At 67.5% G+C, this 15955-nt stretch carries 14 protein-coding genes; 5 read left to right on the top strand and 9 right to left on the bottom strand.

The window, feature by feature from the left end:
* From G578_RS0103860 to G578_RS0103870, 3 genes are all read left to right on the top strand, one after another.
* Positions 1 to 303: integrase core domain-containing protein (locus tag G578_RS0103860; RefSeq protein WP_028793136.1), on the top strand; the 303-nt coding region annotated here is incomplete at its 5' end.
* 70 nt (positions 304 to 373) lie between these two features.
* Positions 374 to 679 carry an ArsR/SmtB family transcription factor gene (locus tag G578_RS0103865; protein WP_038013523.1) on the top strand — a complete coding sequence of 102 codons (306 nt, stop codon included), beginning with the start codon at positions 374 to 376 and terminating at the stop codon, positions 677 to 679.
* Positions 666 to 1577, top strand: a complete 912-nt coding sequence (locus G578_RS0103870; protein ID WP_028793138.1) for an alpha/beta fold hydrolase — start codon at positions 666 to 668, stop codon at positions 1575 to 1577. Before G578_RS0103865 ends, G578_RS0103870 begins: the two co-directional genes overlap by 14 nt.
* Positions 1578 to 1623: 46 nt before the next feature.
* On the opposite strand, the gene typA is transcribed toward G578_RS0103870, so the two are convergent.
* The 3 genes from typA to G578_RS0103885 form a co-directional block, all read right to left on the bottom strand.
* Complete coding sequence (typA, locus tag G578_RS0103875) at positions 1624 to 3453, bottom strand: translational GTPase TypA (protein ID WP_028793139.1); 1830 nt, start codon at positions 3451 to 3453, stop codon at positions 1624 to 1626.
* A 155-nt stretch (positions 3454 to 3608) separates the two neighbouring features.
* Positions 3609 to 4787: a M24 family metallopeptidase gene (locus tag G578_RS0103880; RefSeq protein WP_028793140.1), complete on the bottom strand. Its 1179-nt coding sequence runs from the start codon at positions 4785 to 4787 to the stop codon at positions 3609 to 3611.
* A 3-nt stretch (positions 4788 to 4790) separates the two neighbouring features.
* Entirely contained in the window at positions 4791 to 5567 is a 777-nt protein-coding gene (locus tag G578_RS0103885) for a LamB/YcsF family protein (protein ID WP_028793141.1), read from the bottom strand.
* Between the two features lie 63 nt (positions 5568 to 5630).
* Between G578_RS0103885 and pxpB the strand changes: the two genes are divergently transcribed.
* Together pxpB and G578_RS0103895 are read left to right on the top strand one after the other, a co-directional pair.
* Complete coding sequence (gene pxpB / locus G578_RS0103890) at positions 5631 to 6398, top strand: 5-oxoprolinase subunit PxpB (RefSeq protein WP_084618677.1); 768 nt, start codon at positions 5631 to 5633, stop codon at positions 6396 to 6398.
* Positions 6395 to 7420 carry a 5-oxoprolinase subunit C family protein gene (locus G578_RS0103895; protein ID WP_028793143.1) on the top strand — a complete coding sequence of 342 codons (1026 nt, stop codon included), beginning with the start codon at positions 6395 to 6397 and terminating at the stop codon, positions 7418 to 7420. The genes pxpB and G578_RS0103895 overlap by 4 nt, the downstream gene beginning before the upstream one ends.
* A gap of 333 nt (positions 7421 to 7753) precedes the next feature.
* Here G578_RS0103895 and G578_RS24570 read toward each other — a convergent pair whose 3' ends face one another.
* From G578_RS24570 to phnC, 6 genes are all read right to left on the bottom strand, one after another.
* Positions 7754 to 10615 (bottom strand): phosphoenolpyruvate carboxylase, encoded by a 2862-nt coding sequence (locus tag G578_RS24570; protein WP_051243873.1) that lies wholly within the window; start codon positions 10613 to 10615, stop codon positions 7754 to 7756.
* Between the two features lie 489 nt (positions 10616 to 11104).
* Positions 11105 to 12139: an MBL fold metallo-hydrolase gene (locus tag G578_RS0103905; protein WP_028793144.1), complete on the bottom strand. Its 1035-nt coding sequence runs from the start codon at positions 12137 to 12139 to the stop codon at positions 11105 to 11107.
* A gap of 59 nt (positions 12140 to 12198) precedes the next feature.
* Positions 12199 to 13050, bottom strand: a complete 852-nt coding sequence (gene phnE / locus G578_RS0103910; protein ID WP_028793145.1) for a phosphonate ABC transporter, permease protein PhnE — start codon at positions 13048 to 13050, stop codon at positions 12199 to 12201.
* Complete coding sequence (phnE, locus tag G578_RS0103915; RefSeq protein ID WP_211228865.1) at positions 13047 to 13985, bottom strand: phosphonate ABC transporter, permease protein PhnE; 939 nt, start codon at positions 13983 to 13985, stop codon at positions 13047 to 13049. Before phnE (G578_RS0103915) ends, phnE (G578_RS0103910) begins: the two co-directional genes overlap by 4 nt.
* A gap of 78 nt (positions 13986 to 14063) precedes the next feature.
* Complete coding sequence (phnD, locus tag G578_RS0103920; RefSeq protein ID WP_156907204.1) at positions 14064 to 15002, bottom strand: phosphonate ABC transporter substrate-binding protein; 939 nt, start codon at positions 15000 to 15002, stop codon at positions 14064 to 14066.
* A 66-nt stretch (positions 15003 to 15068) separates the two neighbouring features.
* On the bottom strand, positions 15069 to 15893 hold the full coding sequence (phnC, locus tag G578_RS24575) for a phosphonate ABC transporter ATP-binding protein (RefSeq protein WP_038013527.1): 825 nt from the start codon (positions 15891 to 15893) through the stop codon (positions 15069 to 15071).
* Positions 15894 to 15955 lie beyond the last annotated feature (62 nt).

Consider the following 15955-nt stretch of genomic DNA (forward strand, 5'->3'; position numbering starts at 1 on the left):
GGAACCGAGCTGACCTCGAACGCCATCCTGGCTTGGCAAGAAGAGCGCGGTGTCGAGTGGCATTACATCGCGCCCGGCAAACCGATGCAGAACGGCCTGGTCGAAAGCTTCAACGGACGGCTGCGCGACGAGTGCCTGAACGAGCACCTGTTCTCCAGCCTGCGCCATGCCCGCCAGTTGATCGGCGCCTGGCGCGACGACTACAACCAACACCGCCCCCACACGAGCCTCGGCGGGCTCACACCGTGGGAATACCGCAACCGGTCAATCGAGGACCAAAACCGGAACAGAACTAACTTCTGAACGAGGACATATCGGGGAGCAGGTCATTTTTTCTATCCATATAATTAGCTAATTTGCTATATCGCGTTCTATGGATGAACTGGTCGAACAGACGAAGGCCCTGGCGAGCGACGTGCGATTGTCAATTCTGGGCTGGTTGAAGGAGCCGGGACGGCACTTCCCCGATCAGCTTTCGGGCGATCCTGAGGAGGTCGGCGTCTGCGTGTCCCTGATTGCCAAGAAGCTCGGGGTGAGCCAGCCGACGACCAGCCGGCATCTGGAGCTCCTGCGTCGCGCCGGGTTCGTGAAGGTTCGGCGGATCGCCGGCTGGGCCTTCTACGCGCGCGACGAGGCCGAACTCAAAGCCTATCAACGGAGGCTGCATGACACCGTTTGAGCGTGCCGACGCCGCCCTGCTGCCCGGCTTCAGGCGCGTGCCTGTCCAGACCGCAGAGGGGCAGATCATGGCGCTGGTCGGCGGCGAGGGGCCGCCGGTTCTGATGCTGCATGGCGATCCGCAGACCCATCTCTGCTGGCACCTGATCGCCCCGTGGCTGACGGACCGATTCACCGTCGTGTTGACCGATCTGAGAGGGCGCGGCGAGTCCCATATGCCGGGCGTGACGTCGGGCCACGCGGCCTATTCGAAGCGCCGGATGGCGGCGGAGCAGCACCAGGTCATGGTGGCGCTGGGCTTCGAACGATACCGGCTGGTCGCTCATGACCGCGGCGCGCGGGTCGCGACACGGTTGGCGCTGGACCATCCGGAGGCGGTGGAGCGGCTCTGCGTGATGGATATCGTGCCGGCGCTGGATCTCTACGACCGGGTCACGGCCGAGGCGGCGCAGGACTATTTCTACTTCTTCTTCCTCACCCAGCCGCACCCGCGGCCGGAGCACTGGATCGCCGGCGATGCGGACGGCTTCCTGCGCGACCTTCTCTGCGGGCTTGGCAGCGAGGCACCCCACTATGCCGACGAGGCTCTGGCGCTGTATCTCGAGATGGCTGCCCGGCCGGACTCAGTGACGGCCATGTGCGAGTGCTTCCGGGCCGGAATCGCCTGCGACACGACCGACGATCGTGAAAGCCGTGACCGGGGCGATCGGATCGACTGCCCGACCTTGGTGATCTGGGGCGAGAACGGCGTGATCGGGCGGCACTACGATATTCCGGGGATCTGGCGGCAATGGGCCTCCAAGCCCGAGTTCCTGCCGGTCCCGTCCGGGCACTTCGTCCCCGAGGAGGCGCCGGACGCGGTCCTCGACCGGCTCAGGCCGTTTCTGCTGGCGGCCTGACCGGGGAAAGGATTGGGCGCCCGATCCGATCGGACGCCCCGTTACCTCAGGCGCTCTGCTGGACGCTCTTCTTCAGCATGCGCTTGCGCTCGTGCGGGTCGAGATACCGCTTGCGCAGGCGGATGCTCTTCGGCGTGACCTCGACCAGCTCGTCGTCCTCGATATAGGCGATGGCCCTTTCCAGGGTCATGCGGATCGGCGGGGTCAGGTCGACGTTCTCGTCCTTGCCGGAGGCGCGGAAGTTGGTGAGCTGCTTCGATTTCAGCGGGTTCACCTCGAGGTCCTGGCCCTTGTTGTGCTCGCCCAGGACCATGCCGGAATAGACCTTGTCGCCCGGCGAGACCATCAGCGGGCCGCGGTCCTCCAGGTTCTGCAGGGCATAGGCCATGGCCTCGCCCTGTTCCATGGAGACCATGACGCCGGCGCGGCGGCCGGGGATCGGGCCCTTGTAGGGCGCGTAGCCCTGGAACACCCGGTTCATGATGCCGGTGCCGCGGGTCGCGGTCAGGAACTCGCCGTGATAGCCGATCAGGCCACGCGCCGGCGCACTGAACACCAGCCGCTGCTTGCCGCCGCCGGACGGCTTCATCTCCTGCAGTTCGCCCTTGCGGATGGTGATCGCCTCGATCACCGCGCCGGAGAACTCCTCGTCCACGTCGACGAAGACCTCGTCGATCGGCTCCTGGCGCTGGCCGGTCTCCGGATCGGTCTTCAGCAGCACGCGCGGCCGGCTGATCGACAGCTCGAAGCCCTCACGGCGCATCTGCTCGATCAGCACCGCAAGCTGAAGCTCGCCGCGGCCGGCGACTTCGAAAGCGTCCTTGTCCTCGGTTTCCTGCACCCGGATGGCGACATTGCCCTCGGCCTCGCGGAACAGGCGGTCGCGGATCAGGCGGGAAGTGACCTTCTCGCCCTCGCGGCCGGACAGCGGGCTGTCGTTCACCGCGAAGGTGACGGCGATGGTCGACGGATCGATCGGGTTGGCGGGCAGGGGGGCCGCCACTTCCGGCGCGCAGAGCGTGTCGGCGACGGTGGCCTCCGAGAAGCCGGCCAGGGCGACGATGTCGCCGGCCGAGGCCTCGTCCAGCGGCGTGCGCTCCAGGCCCCGGAAGGACAGGATCTTCGACACGCGGGCCCGCTCCAGCTCCTTGCCGTCGCGCGACAGGGCCTTCAGGCTGGTGTTCGGCTTGATCCGGCCGGACTGGATGCGACCGGTCAGGATACGGCCGAGATACGGGTCGGCCTCGACGGTCGTGGCCAGCATCGAGAACGGCTCGTCCGGCTGCACGGTCGGCTCCGGCACATGGGCGACGATCCGCTCGAACAGGACCGCCATGTCGGTGCCCTTCTCGTCCGGGGTCTCCGACGCCCAGCCCATCTTGGCCGAGGCGAAAATGGTCGGGAAGTCGAGCTGGTGCTCGTCGGCGCCGAGCGCGCTGAACAGGTCGAATACCTCGTCCTGGACCTCGTAGGCGCGCTGCTCGGGCTTGTCGACCTTGTTGACCACGACGATCGGGCGCAGGCCGAGGGCCAGCGCCTTGCCGAGCACGAACTTGGTCTGCGGCATCGGGCCTTCCGAGGCGTCGACCAGCAGCAGGGCGCCGTCGACCATGGTCAGGATGCGTTCCACCTCGCCGCCGAAATCGGCGTGGCCCGGCGTGTCGACGATGTTGACCCGCGTGCCCTTCCAGTCGACGGAGGTGCACTTGGCGAGAATGGTGATGCCACGCTCGCGTTCGATGTCGTTGCTGTCCATCATCCGCTCAGCGGTCTGCTGGTTTTCGCGGAAGGTACCGGACTGTTTCAGCAGGACGTCGACGAGGGTTGTCTTGCCATGATCGACGTGCGCGATGATCGCGATATTGCGGAGCGACATTTTGGGGGCCACCAACGTTGGGATGGCCGGAAAATAGCGATCTTTTGTTGCACTGCAAGATTTACTGACGGCTATATAGAAGAATTACCCGCAGTGTGTCTTTTGCAGCGGGGTGGCCGCGACGGTCAAATCCCAACCGTCGCGGCGGTTTAGCCTCAATCCTTGACCACCATCGGCCGCGGGAAGTCGTAGAAGCATTCCGCGCCCTTTTCGGTAATCAGGAAGCATTCCGAGATCTCGATGCCGCAATCGTCGAGCATCAGACCGGGAATCATGTGGAAGGTCATGTTCGGCTGGATCACCGTCTTGTCGCCCGGACGCAGGCTCATGGTGTGCTCGCCCCAGTCCGGCGGGTAGTTCAGACCGACCGAGTAGCCGATCCGGCTCTCCTTCTCGAACCCGGACTTCGCCAGTTCCCGGCGCCAGGCGGCCTCGACCTCCTCGCAGGTCGCCCCGGGCCTGGCGGCGTCCAGGGCGGCGGCGATGCCGTCGCAGATCGTCGCACTGGCGTCGGCCAGTTTCTGCGGCGGCTTGCCCAGGGAGACCGTGCGGGCCATCGGGCAGTGGTAGCGTCGGCGCACGCCGGCCAGCTCCAGGATCGTCGCCTCGCCGGACTTGAACGGCGCGTCCGACCAGGTCAGGTGCGGGGTCGAGGCGCCGATGCCCGAGGGCAGCATCGGCACGATGGCGGGATAGTCGCCGCCGATCCCGTCGACGCCACGGATCGCGGTGTCGTAGATCCGCGCCACCGCATCGCATTGGCGCACGCCGGGCTGCACCGCCTCGATGCCGACCCGCATGGTCTCGGCGATGATCTTGGCCGCCTCGCGCATATAGGCGAGTTCGGCCGGCGACTTGATCGACCGGACCCAGTTCACGACGTTGTTGCCGTTGGCGAAGCGGGCGTTGGGCAGGCCCTTCCTGATGTGCTCGTAGGCCATCGGCGAGAAGTAGTAGCTGTCCATCTCCAGCCCGACGGTGCCGCCGTTTATGCCGCGGCGCCCCATCTCCTCGGCCACCCAGTCCATGGGGTGGCGGTCCGGTTGCTGCACGTAGTGATCCGGGAAGCCCAGGATGTTCTCGTGGCGCAGATGGGTGGTGACCTTGCCGGCATTGGCGTCCATGCCGCGCACGATCAGCACCGGCTCGTCCAGCGTCAGCGCCACCAGCAGGCATTGCGGCGTGTAGAAAGACCAGCCGTCATAGCCGGTCAGGTAGCACAAGTTGGCCGGTTCGGTGACGACCAGCGTGTCGATGCCCGCCTTCTCCATGGAGCGCCGAACGGCGTCCTGACGGGCGGTGTACTCGGCGTGGGAGAAGGCGGGTGAGGTCATGGGTCAGCCAAGCTCCATCTCGGGAAGGGGAACGATGTCGATGCCCGCGGCCTCGATGCCGGCGCGGACCTTGGTGGCGACGGCGACCGCGGTCGGCCCGTCGCCATGGACGCAGATGCTGTGCACCACCGCCGGCACGTGCTTGCCGGAGGTCGAGACGATCTCCTGGTTCTGGATCATGTGAATGACCCGCTCCGCCGCCTCGTCCGGGTCGTGGACCATGGCGTTGGGCTGGCTGCGCGGGGTCAGGTTGCCGTCGTCGTCATAGGTCCGGTCGGCGAAGACCTCCGACGCGAAGGTCAGGCCCATGTCCTGGGCGACCTCGATCATCTTGCAGCCGGTCGGGGCGAGGAAGATCAGCGAGGGATCGACCGCCTTGATCGCCCGGCCGATGGCCTGGGCCCAGTCCAGCTCGACGGCGCAGATGTTGCCCAGCGCGCCATGGGTCTTCACATGGGTCACCTTCATGCCGTTGGCCGCCGCCATGCCCTGCAACGCGCCGATCTGGTAGCAGACCATCCGCTCCACATCGTCGGTCGCCATCTGGATCTTGCGGCGGCCGAAGCCCCAGAGGTCGTTGAAGCCCGGATGGGCGCCGACGGACACGCCGCGCTCCTTGGACTGCTTGCAGACCCGGTCCATCACGTTCCAGTCGCCGCCATGGAAACCGCAGGCAACATTGGCCGATTTGATGATCTTCAGCATCTCGGTGTCGTTGCCGATGTCGTAATCGCCGAAACCTTCACCCATATCGGCGTTCAAATTGACCTTGCGAGCCATTGCGACTTCATCCTACGGAGGTGGGAACTGCTCTGAGTAAACACCTCACGAACGGACAGGTCCATGCCTCCAGCCACGGCAGACGAAACGTCAAAGGCCCCGCGCTTCCTGGCGGCGGGCGATACGGCCGTGGTGGTCGAGTTCGGCACGGTCGTCGACCGGGCGATCAACCGACGCGTGACCAGCCTCGGCCGGGCGCTGCGGGCGGCGGAGATGGCGGGCATAGTCGATCTGGTGCCGACCTTCCGCTCGCTGATGGTGCATTACGATCCGACCGTGGTGCGCCGCGCCGCGATCGAGGACAAGGTCAACGCCCTGCTGCCCGACCTCAGCGACGAGGCGACCGGCGGCCGGCTCTGGCGGGTGCCGACCCTGTATGGGGGCGAATACGGTCCCGACCTGGAGGACGTCGCCGAGCGGACCGGGATGACGCCGGAAAAGGTCGTGGAGATCCATTCCGGCGGCACCTACGAGTGCTACATGATGGGGTTCATGCCGGGGCTGGGCTATCTCGGCATCCTGCCGGACGAGCTGGCCCTGCCGCGCCGCACCGAGCCGCGGGTGCGCGTGCCGGGCGGATCGGTCTCGATCGCCACCAACCTCACCAACATCTACACCAAGGAATCGCCTGGCGGCTGGCACCTGCTGGGCCGCACGCCGATCGAGCTGTTCGACCTGCGCCGCGACGAGCCGATCCTGCTGAATGCCGGCGACAGCGTGCAGTTCTACGAGATCGACGAGGCCACCTATCGCGAGATGCGCGCCCGGGCCGACGAGGGCGATCCGGTGATCGAGCCGCAGGAGATTGACCAGGCGGGAGACGGCGCATGAGCGGGCTTCGCGTCGTCAGCGCCGGCTTCGCGCCGACCATCCAGGATCTCGGCCGTCCCCATGTGCAGCATCTGGGCGTGCCGCCCTCCGGCGCGCTCGACCCGGTGGCCCTGGCCATCGCCAACGCGCTGGTCGGCAACCCGCCGGGTGCCGCCGCCCTGGAGCTGCGGGTGATGGGCCCGACCCTGGAGGTCGAGGCCGACTCCGCTCGCGTCGCCCTGGTCGGCACCGTGGCCGCCCTGGAGGTGCAGGGCGAGCGCGGCGGCCCGGTGGACGCCAACCGCTCGGTGCGCTTCGGCCGGGGAACCAAGTTCCGGATCGGCGGGCTGTCCGATACCGGCGTCGCCTATCTCGCCGTGGAGGGCGGGATCGACGTGCCGGAGATCTACGGCTCCCGCGCCACCTATACCCGCTCGCAGATCGGCGGGATCGAGGGCCGGGCGGTGAAGGACGGCGACCTGCTGCCGCTGGCCCAGGACAGCGTCGGCGAACGCAGCGAGATGAAGTGCCCGAGCCTGGACTGGGCGCGGGTCAGCGGCCCGATCCGGGTGGTGCTCGGACCGCAGGACGATTTCTTCTCCGACGACAGCATCGCCGGGCTGTTCGCCGAGACCTATACCTGCACGCGCGAGGCCGACCGCATGGGCATCCGACTCGACGGGCCGGCGCTGACCCATGTGAAGGGCCACGACATCGTGTCCGACGGCATCGTCACCGGCGCGATCCAGGTGCCGGGCAACGGCATGCCGATCCTGCTGCTGGCGGATCACCAGACCACCGGCGGCTACCCGAAGGTCGGCACGGTGATCTCCGCCGACGTGCCGCGGCTGGGCCGGCTGCGTCCGGGCGACGAGATCCGCTTCGAGGAAATCTCGGTGGAGGACGCGCAGGCGGCCCGGGCCGAGCTGGAGGCGGCGACGGCAAAGGCGATCGACCGCTTCGAGCGGGCGGGTGCCTGGCTCGACGAGGCCGCACTCTACCGCGAGAATCTGGTCAGCGGCGTGGTCGGACCGATGGATTGAGGGGGCGGGGGCGTTCTCGCCTCACCCTCCCACCTCTCTTTCGGCACTCTCCGGATTTTTTTCCGGGGCGAGCGGATGAGGCAGTACCGAACGACCGAGAGTTCGCGCGTCGGATGTCTCACCCCGGAATAAATCCGGGGAGTGCGGGAGGAGGGAAGCGGGAGCGCTTTCCTCAACCAACTTCCCGTTCCCGTCATCCCGGACGACCCCGGACCCGTTCCGGGGGCGGGCCGGGACCCATGGTCGGGCGCCCGTTACGAGGTCCCGGTCTTCCCCCGGGTCAAGCCCGGGGCCAACCGGGATGACGCAGAAAGAAAATGGGTGGTCGGCCGCCTACCCATATGCCCCATAGAAATGCGCGATGCCGACGCTGATTTCCTTGATCGCCCCGTCGATCCAGCGCAGCGGGTCGGCGATGCCGCGTTTCACCTCAGGATACCCCGCCTGCTCGGCGGCGATGTCGCTCTGCTCCGTCAGCGCGGAGAATGCCTCCGCCGCCTCGGTTCCCGTGGGGAAGATCGTCTCGATGGTCTCCGCCACCTCCGCGAAGCGCAGGTCGAGCGCCATGTCGATCAGTACCGCATGGGTCAGGTCGTGGCGGTGGGAGAAGCCCGGCGTCGAGGCGGTCAGGGAGAAGGCCTGCATCACCAGCACCAGCCGCACCGCATGCAGCACATAGAGCTCGCGCGGGAAACTGCGGTCGCCGATCCCGTCGCTCACCATGTCGCCGCAGACCGTGTCGAGCTGGCGGCGGTCGCGGGACAGCAGGTTGGCCAGCCGCTGGATCGCGTGGTCGTGGTCGCGCCGGCTCAGCCGGTCGGCGATGCGGTAGGCCACCTTGGCGGCGTCCTCGCTGTCGGTGCGCGAGGCCTGGATGGTCCAGAAGCTCGGGCTGTACAGGTCGGCATAGCTCCGCAGCACCGCCATGCTGGTCAACCGGCGCGACCGCATCACCATGGCCATCAGCCGCGAGAACCGGGGCGAGCCCTCGACCAGCGCCAGGAACCGTTCCGGCTCCCGCCGCGCCGCCAGGCCGAGCCCGCCCATGACATTGGCCGGGGCGGCGAGCTGCTGCAGGGCGGCGTTGTGCGGGATCGCCCGCATGCCCCTGGCCCCCGAGCCCTTCGACGTGCCGCTCTGCCGCCGCGTCTTGCGCGAGCCGGTGGCGGGCAGCAGGTTCGGCGGGAAGGCGCCGAGCACGTCCTGGTAATGCTCGTCCTCGAACAGCGCCTCCTGCCAGGACTTCACCGCCCGGTAGATGTCCCAGGAGAAGTCGATATCGCCGTAGAACGCATCGTCGTCCGGCTTCTCGATGCCGGGCGGCGCGAAGGCCCAGCGGGCGATGCCGCAGGCGGTCGCCTCGGCCAGCGCCGGGGTGGCGAAGTACAGATAGCCGTCGCCCCCCTGGAAGCTCATCTCCGCCAGCGCCCGCAGGCCTTTCTGGGCGTAGCGCGCGCGGGCCCAGGGGGTGAAGAGATGGTCGAAGCGCTCGGCCAGGGTGCCGGGAAAGCCGCCGCGGCCCATGGATTCCCCATGGGTGTTGAACAGCAGCACCTCCACCCCCTCGATCTCACGCTTGGCCATCGCCCGGGCGACCTGGATCTGCAGCCGCTCGATCGCCAGGTCGGCGCCGATCTGTCCCATGAACCGGCCGCTGTCGGAGAAGCCGAACTGCAGGCTGACCCGTCCGCGGCCGCGGATATAGGCGACGTATTCCTCCTCGTCGAACAGCCGCTCCATGAAGCGGGCGCCGCGTTCGATCACCGGCGGGGATTCGAACAGCGGAGAGATGTCGACCTTGTCGGCGATGCCGTAGTGCCGGGCGAGGTAGACCGCCCCCATGATGGTGGCCGGCGCCTCCACCTCGGCGATGAGGAAGCGGATCGGCGCGTCGGCGTCGATGTGTTTCAGGATCTGGGCGCAGAGCATCATCTGCCGGCGCGCCGTCATGCTTTCCTGGAATACCGCGCCGAAATTCACGTTGGCGGCCTTCGCCTGGGCGGATTTCTCGGCGGCGGCGGCGAGCGCGCGGCGGTCGTGGAATTCGGCCAGGCCCGACAGGTCGAGATCGGCCTGCACGGCGGAGCGCACCTGGGCGGCGTTGACCCGCAAGTGGATCAGGCCGATGCCGAGCCCGCAGGTGGCCATTTCGGCGGCAAGCACGCAGAGCGCCTTGCGCCGGGCGGTGTCGCTCTCCTCGGCGATGAGGTGGTCCATCGCCTCCAGGATCGGGGTGAGGGAGGTGAGGCGGCCCGGGCCGTCGGCGGTCAGCCGGTTGGCGGCCGCCACGACGGTCTCTGGGTTCTCCAGGTCGCCGGCGAACTGGGCGGCCTGGGCGGCGGTCTCGACCTCGGCGGCGCCCAGCCGGTCGATCAGCGGCTGCACGCCGTCGCCGCCGATCTCCGCCAGTCCGTCACGGTAGCGGGCGAGCTGCAGCGCCTTCTCCTCCAGCCGGATCCGGAGGGTCTCGGCCCAGTGGATGTCGGTGCGCCCGTCCAGGTCGTAGCCGACCCAGGTGGCGAGCTGCAGCGGCGCCGGACGGATGCTCCACCATTTGCTCGGGACGTGGAGCTCCAGCCAGTCGAGGATGGCGCCGTTCAGTTTGCGCAGGGCGTCCTGGGCGTTCAGCAGGGCGGCGCGCACGTCCTCGTGCTCGGCCGAGAGCGTGATCGCCGGGTCGGGCGCATGGGGCACGTCGCCAAGCTTGGAAGCGGCGTCGGCCTCGCCGCTGGCGATGTCGGCCAGGATGGCCCGCATCCGGCGGGACAGGGCGAAGGTCGGATGGGCGGTGAAGACCACGCCGGCCCTTGTGGTCTCCACCGCGGCGCGGATCTCGGCCACGCCGGCCTCCTCCAGGGGCGCCAGGGCGGCGTCGACGGTGGCTTTCCAGTCGGCCGGCGGGCACTGCTCGCGCAGCCGGCCGGCGCGCTCGATCAGGGCACGGTCGCTGATCTGGCGTACCACCGAATGCAGCGCGGGAAGGTCGAGGGACCCGTCCTCCAGATGCTCCAGCAGGTCGATGGCGAGGCTGCGCACCCCGGTGGCCAGCGGGTCGTGCTGGGCGATGGAATCGTGGTGGTTCAGCCGGTCGAGGCACCAGGCGACCAGATCGTGGGAGGCCGGTCGCAGCGGGTGGACCGCCGTGTCGGTCGACGCCTTGGGCGGATCGTCGCGGGAGATGTCGGCCTGGGACACGGGTAAAACCCTCCTGTCACCGCGCCCGAGCGGGTGCTTCGCTGACTTCCGGGGGCGTCCTCCCAAGCCGGGGGCGGTTTTCCGCTCCTCCGGGTGTCGCGCGGTCACGCTGGCGCGCCACAGGCTCAGTATTCCACGAATCCGGGTGCGGGTTCGAGGGGGTTCTGTGGCGGCACCGTTCGCTTCAGCGTCTTCCCGGCCCTGATGCGGGATCGAGGCTGGGAGCAGTCGGATGTGTTGGAAGGGGTCCGGAGAGCGTCCCCCTGGACCCCGGCGCAAGGCCGGGGAGACGGGGAGAGACGCGCTTTTTCTGCCCTTCAAACCCACTCAATCACTCCCCGGACCTGTTCCGGGGCGAGCGACGAAGAGGGATTCATCGCCGCTGCACTGAGCTCCCGCGCTCGCCATGCGGACGGGCTTGCCCCGGAACAGGTCCGAGGAGTCGGAAAAGAGAGAGCGTGAGAGTGATCGGAGGGAGCTACCGTCCCCTCACGCCTCCGCCCGGTAGCGCCACACCCCGCTCTCGTCCAGGCTGCGGTCGAGCTGGCCGTCCTCCACCAGATAGTTCAGGTGCGCCAGGGCCTCGCCGATGGCGAAGCGGCTCTGGTGGGCGTCGAGCTGGCGCTTGAACATCTGGTACATGACGTCGGCCGCCGTCGACGGCTCGGCACAGACCTCCAGGGCCAGCTCGAAGCGCTCGTGGTGATGGGCGATCAGGTCGGCGCGTCGCTCGTGCAGGCCACGATAGGGGCGGTCGTGCGACGGCAGCACTAGGATGTCGTCATCCATATAGTCCAGGTTCTGCAGGAACCGGATGTAGTCGGCCAGCGGGTTGCCTTCCGGCTCGTTCCACCAGACCGACACGTTCGGCGAGATCCGCGGTAGCAGGAAGTCGCCGCCGAGCACCATGTTGTCGTCCGGGCAGTACAGGCAGATATGCTCCGGCGAGTGGCCGCCGGACAGGATCGGAACCCAGGTCCGGCCGCCGATCTCCAGGGCCGTCTCCTCGCTGATCCGCCGATAGATCGGCGGCACCGGCGACACCAGGGAGTGGAAGTGGTTGCCGAGGTCGCGCAGCTCGCCCACCAGCAGGTCGGACAGGCCGGCACGGCTGTAGAAGTCCGGGGCGTATTGCTGGAACTGTTCCGGCGGCTCCGCGCGGTTGACCCGGGCGGACAGCCACTCGGTGCGGCTCATCCACAGCGGCGCGCCGGTGCGCTCCTGCAGCCAGCCGGCATTGCCGACATGGTCCGGGTGGAAATGGGTGACGATGATCTGCGAGATCGGCTTGCCCTGGAGCTCGTTCGCCAGCACCAGTCCCCACAGGTCCTGGGTCGGCTTCAACGCGGCGCCGGTGTCCACCAGAACCCAGCCGTCCTCGCCGTCATCCAGCAGGAACAGGTTCACATGGTCGAGGGCGAAGGGCAGGGGCATCCGGATCCAGCGGATTCCGGGAGCGACCTCCATGGCCGTGCCCGGCTCGGGCAGGGTCTCGCCGAAGATGTAATCAACGTCTGTTTTCATGGGGCGGGACGGTAACCGGATTTCCCGGAGGCGCAAGATGCCGCGGCACTTTGCGGCGTCTAAAGCTCGCGCTTGCCGATCAACCGCATCCGGATCCACTTGGACAGGGTGTCGATGATCGCCACGGTGAGCAGGATCAGCAGGATAATGAACGCCGCCTGGTCCCAGTACTGCACCTTCATCCGCTCGGAGAGCTGCATGCCGATGCCGCCGGCGCCGACGATCCCGAGGATGGTCGCCGAGCGCGTGTTGCTCTCGAACCAGTAAAGCGACATGGACAGGAACACCGGCATCACCTGGGGCAGGAAGCCGAAGCGATAGCGCTGCATGTGGCTGGCCCCGGTGGACCGCACGCCCTCGATCGGCTTGCGGTCGACATTCTCCACCGCCTCCGAATAGAGCTTCGACAGCGTGCCGGTGTCGCTGACGATGATCGACAGGACGCCGGCCAGCGGCCCCAGCCCCACAGCGCGCACGAAGACCAGGGCCCAGATCAGCGTGTCGACCCCGCGCAGCAGATCGAGGAAGCGGCGGACGATGTGGTGGACGAATCGGTTGGGCACCACGTTCTTGGCGGCGACGAAGCCGAGCACGATGGCGAACAGCGAGGCGATGGTGGTGCCGAGCAGGGCCATGCCCACGGTCTCGGCGAGGCCGATCAGGATGCCGCTGAAATCCCAGGTCAGGAAATCCTTCCAGATCACCATGCTGTAGAGCACGTGCCCCATCTTGTGCAGTCCGCCGAACAGCCGCTCGAACGTGATGTCGAAGGCCCAGACGCAGAAGGCGAAATAGGCGATCATGCCGACGACCAGGGCGCGCCGACCCCAGACCAGCCGGGTCGGCTCATGGAAGACGTCGGGGAAGCGTTCGGCCGCGGCGCGGATGTCGGCGTCGGAGACACTGGTCATGCGAGGTTCTCCCGGACGAGGTTCTCGCGGCCGATGAAGCGGTGACGCACGCGCTCTGAGATCAGATCGACGCAGGTCACCGTAGCGACGATCAGCAGTACCAGCGCGCTCACCTCTTCGTAGAAGTTGAAGTTGATGACGTAATAGAGCTCCTGGCCGACACCGCCGCCGCCGACGAAGCCGATGATCGAGGAGGCGCGGATATTGATCTCGAAGCGCAGCAACGTGTAGCTGACGAAATTCGGCAGAACCTGCGGCACCACGCCGTGACGGATCTCGTCGAACCAGGAGCCGCCGGAGGCGCGGATGCCCTCCATCGGTTTGGTGTCGACGTTCTCGTTCACCTCGGAGAACAGTTTGCCCAGGGCGCCCGCCGAGTGGATGGCAATGGCGACGATGCCGGCCAACGGGCCGATGCCGAAGGCCCAGACGAAGGCGATGGCGAAGATCACCTCGGGCACGCCGCGGCAGAATTCCATGTAGCGCCGGCACAGGAAGTAGACCCAGCCGTTCGGCGCGAGGTTGCGGCTCGCCGGGAAGCACAGGACGAAGCCGCCGAACGCGCCGAAGATCGTCGCGAACAGCGCCATGTTGATGGTCTCGGCAAGGAGCTGGAGATATTTCGGCAGGTTGAAATACCAGTAGGCGATAGAGCCCTCGGTCTTGGTGCCCGCGAACAGCAGCGCCGGGTCGAGGACCGGCAGGATGTCGTAGATGTAGTCGCCGATCTTCGGCACGCCGGCGGCCAGTTTGTCCGGATAGAAATTGGAGATGTAGACCGCGGCGGCCAGGGCCAGGACGAACAGGCCGCCATAGAGCAGCGTGGCCGCACGACGTGAGCGTTCCAGCTCGGCCCGGTGACGCTCGAACACGTCCGCCGGATCATGGCCGTCGGGAATCCGGATGCTCTTGGGGTCGGCGTGGCCGTTGCTCACGAGGCCGGCTCCGAAACGTTGAAAACGGGGGAGGCGGGCGAAGCGCCGATGCCCTTCGCCCGCCGGGATGATCGGCGATCAGCCGCGGCGCGAGGCCAGCAGCTCGCGGCGCATCTCGATGATCGGCTTGTAGAAGTCGTGGCCGATCGGCTGGAAACCGTTGATCTTGCCGCCGGCGACCGCCTCGGCGCAGTCGCGGTCCTCAAGCGGCAGATTGACCAGGATGCCGCGCATCAGGTCCTTCAGCTCCTGCGGGACGTCCTTGCGGATGACGCGCGGACCGTTGGTGATCAGGTTCGACTGCCAGATGATCCGGATGTCGTCCATGTTCAGGGCGCCCTTGTCGACCATCTTGCGCAGGTTGCCGCGGGAGTAGCCCTTGGATTTCTCGCCGACGCCCGACGTCCAGGTGACGCCCGCGTCGTACTGGTTATTCAGCACGGCGACGACGGCCTGCTCGTGACCGCCGCCGAAACCGGTCTTGGAGAAGAACTCCTTCGGGTCGTAGCCCTGGCTCTTCAGCTCGTAGGCCGGCACGAGATAGCCAGAGGTGGAGTTCGGATCGGCGAAGGCCAGGGTCTTGTCCTTCAGGTCGTCCAGCGACTTGTAGGGGCTGTCGGCGCGGACATACATGACCGAGTAGTAGCCGAGCGAGCCGTCGACCTGCTCGGTGGTGACCAGCGGCTCGACCGCGTCCGGCTCCTGAATGGAGATGCCGGCATAGCCCGACGAGCCGAGACCGGCATATTCCAGGTTGCCGGAGATCAGGCCCTGCATGACGCCGGCATAATCGGAGGCGGGATAGAGCTCGACCGGCACGCCCAGGCGGGTCTCCAGGTGGTCCTTGAAGCAGGCGTAGTTCTTCAGCCGGTCGGCCTCATTCTCGCCGCCGAGGATGCCGACGCGGAACACCGGCACCTGCTCGCGCCAGTCGTCGGCGGCCAGGACGTCGGTCGAAACGGAGGTCGCCAGGGCCGCCATGCCGGCAGCAGCGAGCAGAATGCGACGTGCGATCATTGCCTTGTCTCCTTGAGGGCAGGATTTCTGGGAACGCGGATGCGTCGGGGCGGCGGGCGGGTGCGGTCAGGCGACCGCGGCCCGGCGCGGCTCGGCCCCGTCGTCGGGGGAGCCGAGAGAGGTGGAGGTCACGCTCTCGCTGAGCGCTTCGTCCAAACCGTCGACGCCGTAGATCTCGCGGGCGGCGTCTGTGGTCAGCGAGTCCGGGGTGCCGTCGAACACCACACGTCCCGCCTGCATGCCGATGATGCGGTCGCAATAGGCGCGGGCGGTGTCGAGCGTGTGGAGGTTGCAGACGACGGTGATCCCTTCCTCTTTGTTGATCGCGCGCAGGGCGTCCATCACCACCGCGGCGTTGCGGGGATCGAGCGAGGCGATCGGCTCGTCGGCGAGCAGGATGCGGGGTTCCTGCATCAGGGCGCGGGCGATGGCGACACGCTGCTGCTGGCCGCCGGACAGGGTGTCGGCGCGCTGCAGCGCCGTCTGGGCCATGTCGAGCCGGTCGAGGGCGTAGATCGCCATCGCCCGCTCGGCCGGGGAAAACCGTTTGAGCATGCTGTCGAGGAAGCCGTGATAGTTCAGGCGGCCGAGCAGGACGTTGGTGATCACGTCGAGGCGGTTCACCAGATTGAACTGCTGGAAGATCATCGAGCAGCGGGCCCGCCAGGCCATCAGGTCGCGGCCCTTCAGCGTGCTGACTTCCTGGCCATCGAAGGTGATGCTGCCGCCGGTCGGTTCGGCTAGCCGGTTGATCAGGCGCAGCAGGGTCGACTTGCCGGCGCCGGAGCGGCCGATCACCCCGACCATCTGGCCGTTCGGGATCTGCAAGGACACGTCGTCTACCGCCCGGACCGTGCCGAAGTGCTTGTCGAGATGGTGGATCTGCAGCATTGCGAGCCCCGCGTTTTGTGAACGGAAAGCACCGCCACGCCGGGGCCGGCGGCGGGGCGGAG

Source organism: Thalassobaculum salexigens DSM 19539, from assembly GCF_000423805.1.
GTDB lineage: Bacteria > Pseudomonadota > Alphaproteobacteria > Thalassobaculales > Thalassobaculaceae > Thalassobaculum > Thalassobaculum litoreum.

Bases quoted from the DNA above. Each gene is read 5' to 3' on its own strand.
- G578_RS0103865 (WP_038013523.1), top strand. From the start codon at position 374: ATGGATGAACTGGTCGAACAGACGAAGGCCCTGGCGAGCGACGTGCGA.
- G578_RS0103870 (WP_028793138.1), top strand. From the start codon at position 666: ATGACACCGTTTGAGCGTGCCGACGCCGCCCTGCTGCCCGGCTTCAGG.
- typA (WP_028793139.1), bottom strand. From the start codon at position 3,453: ATGTCGCTCCGCAATATCGCGATCATCGCGCACGTCGATCATGGCAAG.
- G578_RS0103880 (WP_028793140.1), bottom strand. From the start codon at position 4,787: ATGACCTCACCCGCCTTCTCCCACGCCGAGTACACCGCCCGTCAGGAC.
- G578_RS0103885 (WP_028793141.1), bottom strand. From the start codon at position 5,567: ATGGCTCGCAAGGTCAATTTGAACGCCGATATGGGTGAAGGTTTCGGC.
- pxpB (WP_084618677.1), top strand. From the start codon at position 5,631: ATGCCTCCAGCCACGGCAGACGAAACGTCAAAGGCCCCGCGCTTCCTG.
- G578_RS0103895 (WP_028793143.1), top strand. From the start codon at position 6,395: ATGAGCGGGCTTCGCGTCGTCAGCGCCGGCTTCGCGCCGACCATCCAG.
- G578_RS0103905 (WP_028793144.1), bottom strand. From the start codon at position 12,139: ATGAAAACAGACGTTGATTACATCTTCGGCGAGACCCTGCCCGAGCCG.
- phnE (WP_028793145.1), bottom strand. From the start codon at position 13,050: ATGACCAGTGTCTCCGACGCCGACATCCGCGCCGCGGCCGAACGCTTC.
- phnD (WP_156907204.1), bottom strand. From the start codon at position 15,002: ATGATCGCACGTCGCATTCTGCTCGCTGCTGCCGGCATGGCGGCCCTG.
- phnC (WP_038013527.1), bottom strand. From the start codon at position 15,893: ATGCTGCAGATCCACCATCTCGACAAGCACTTCGGCACGGTCCGGGCG.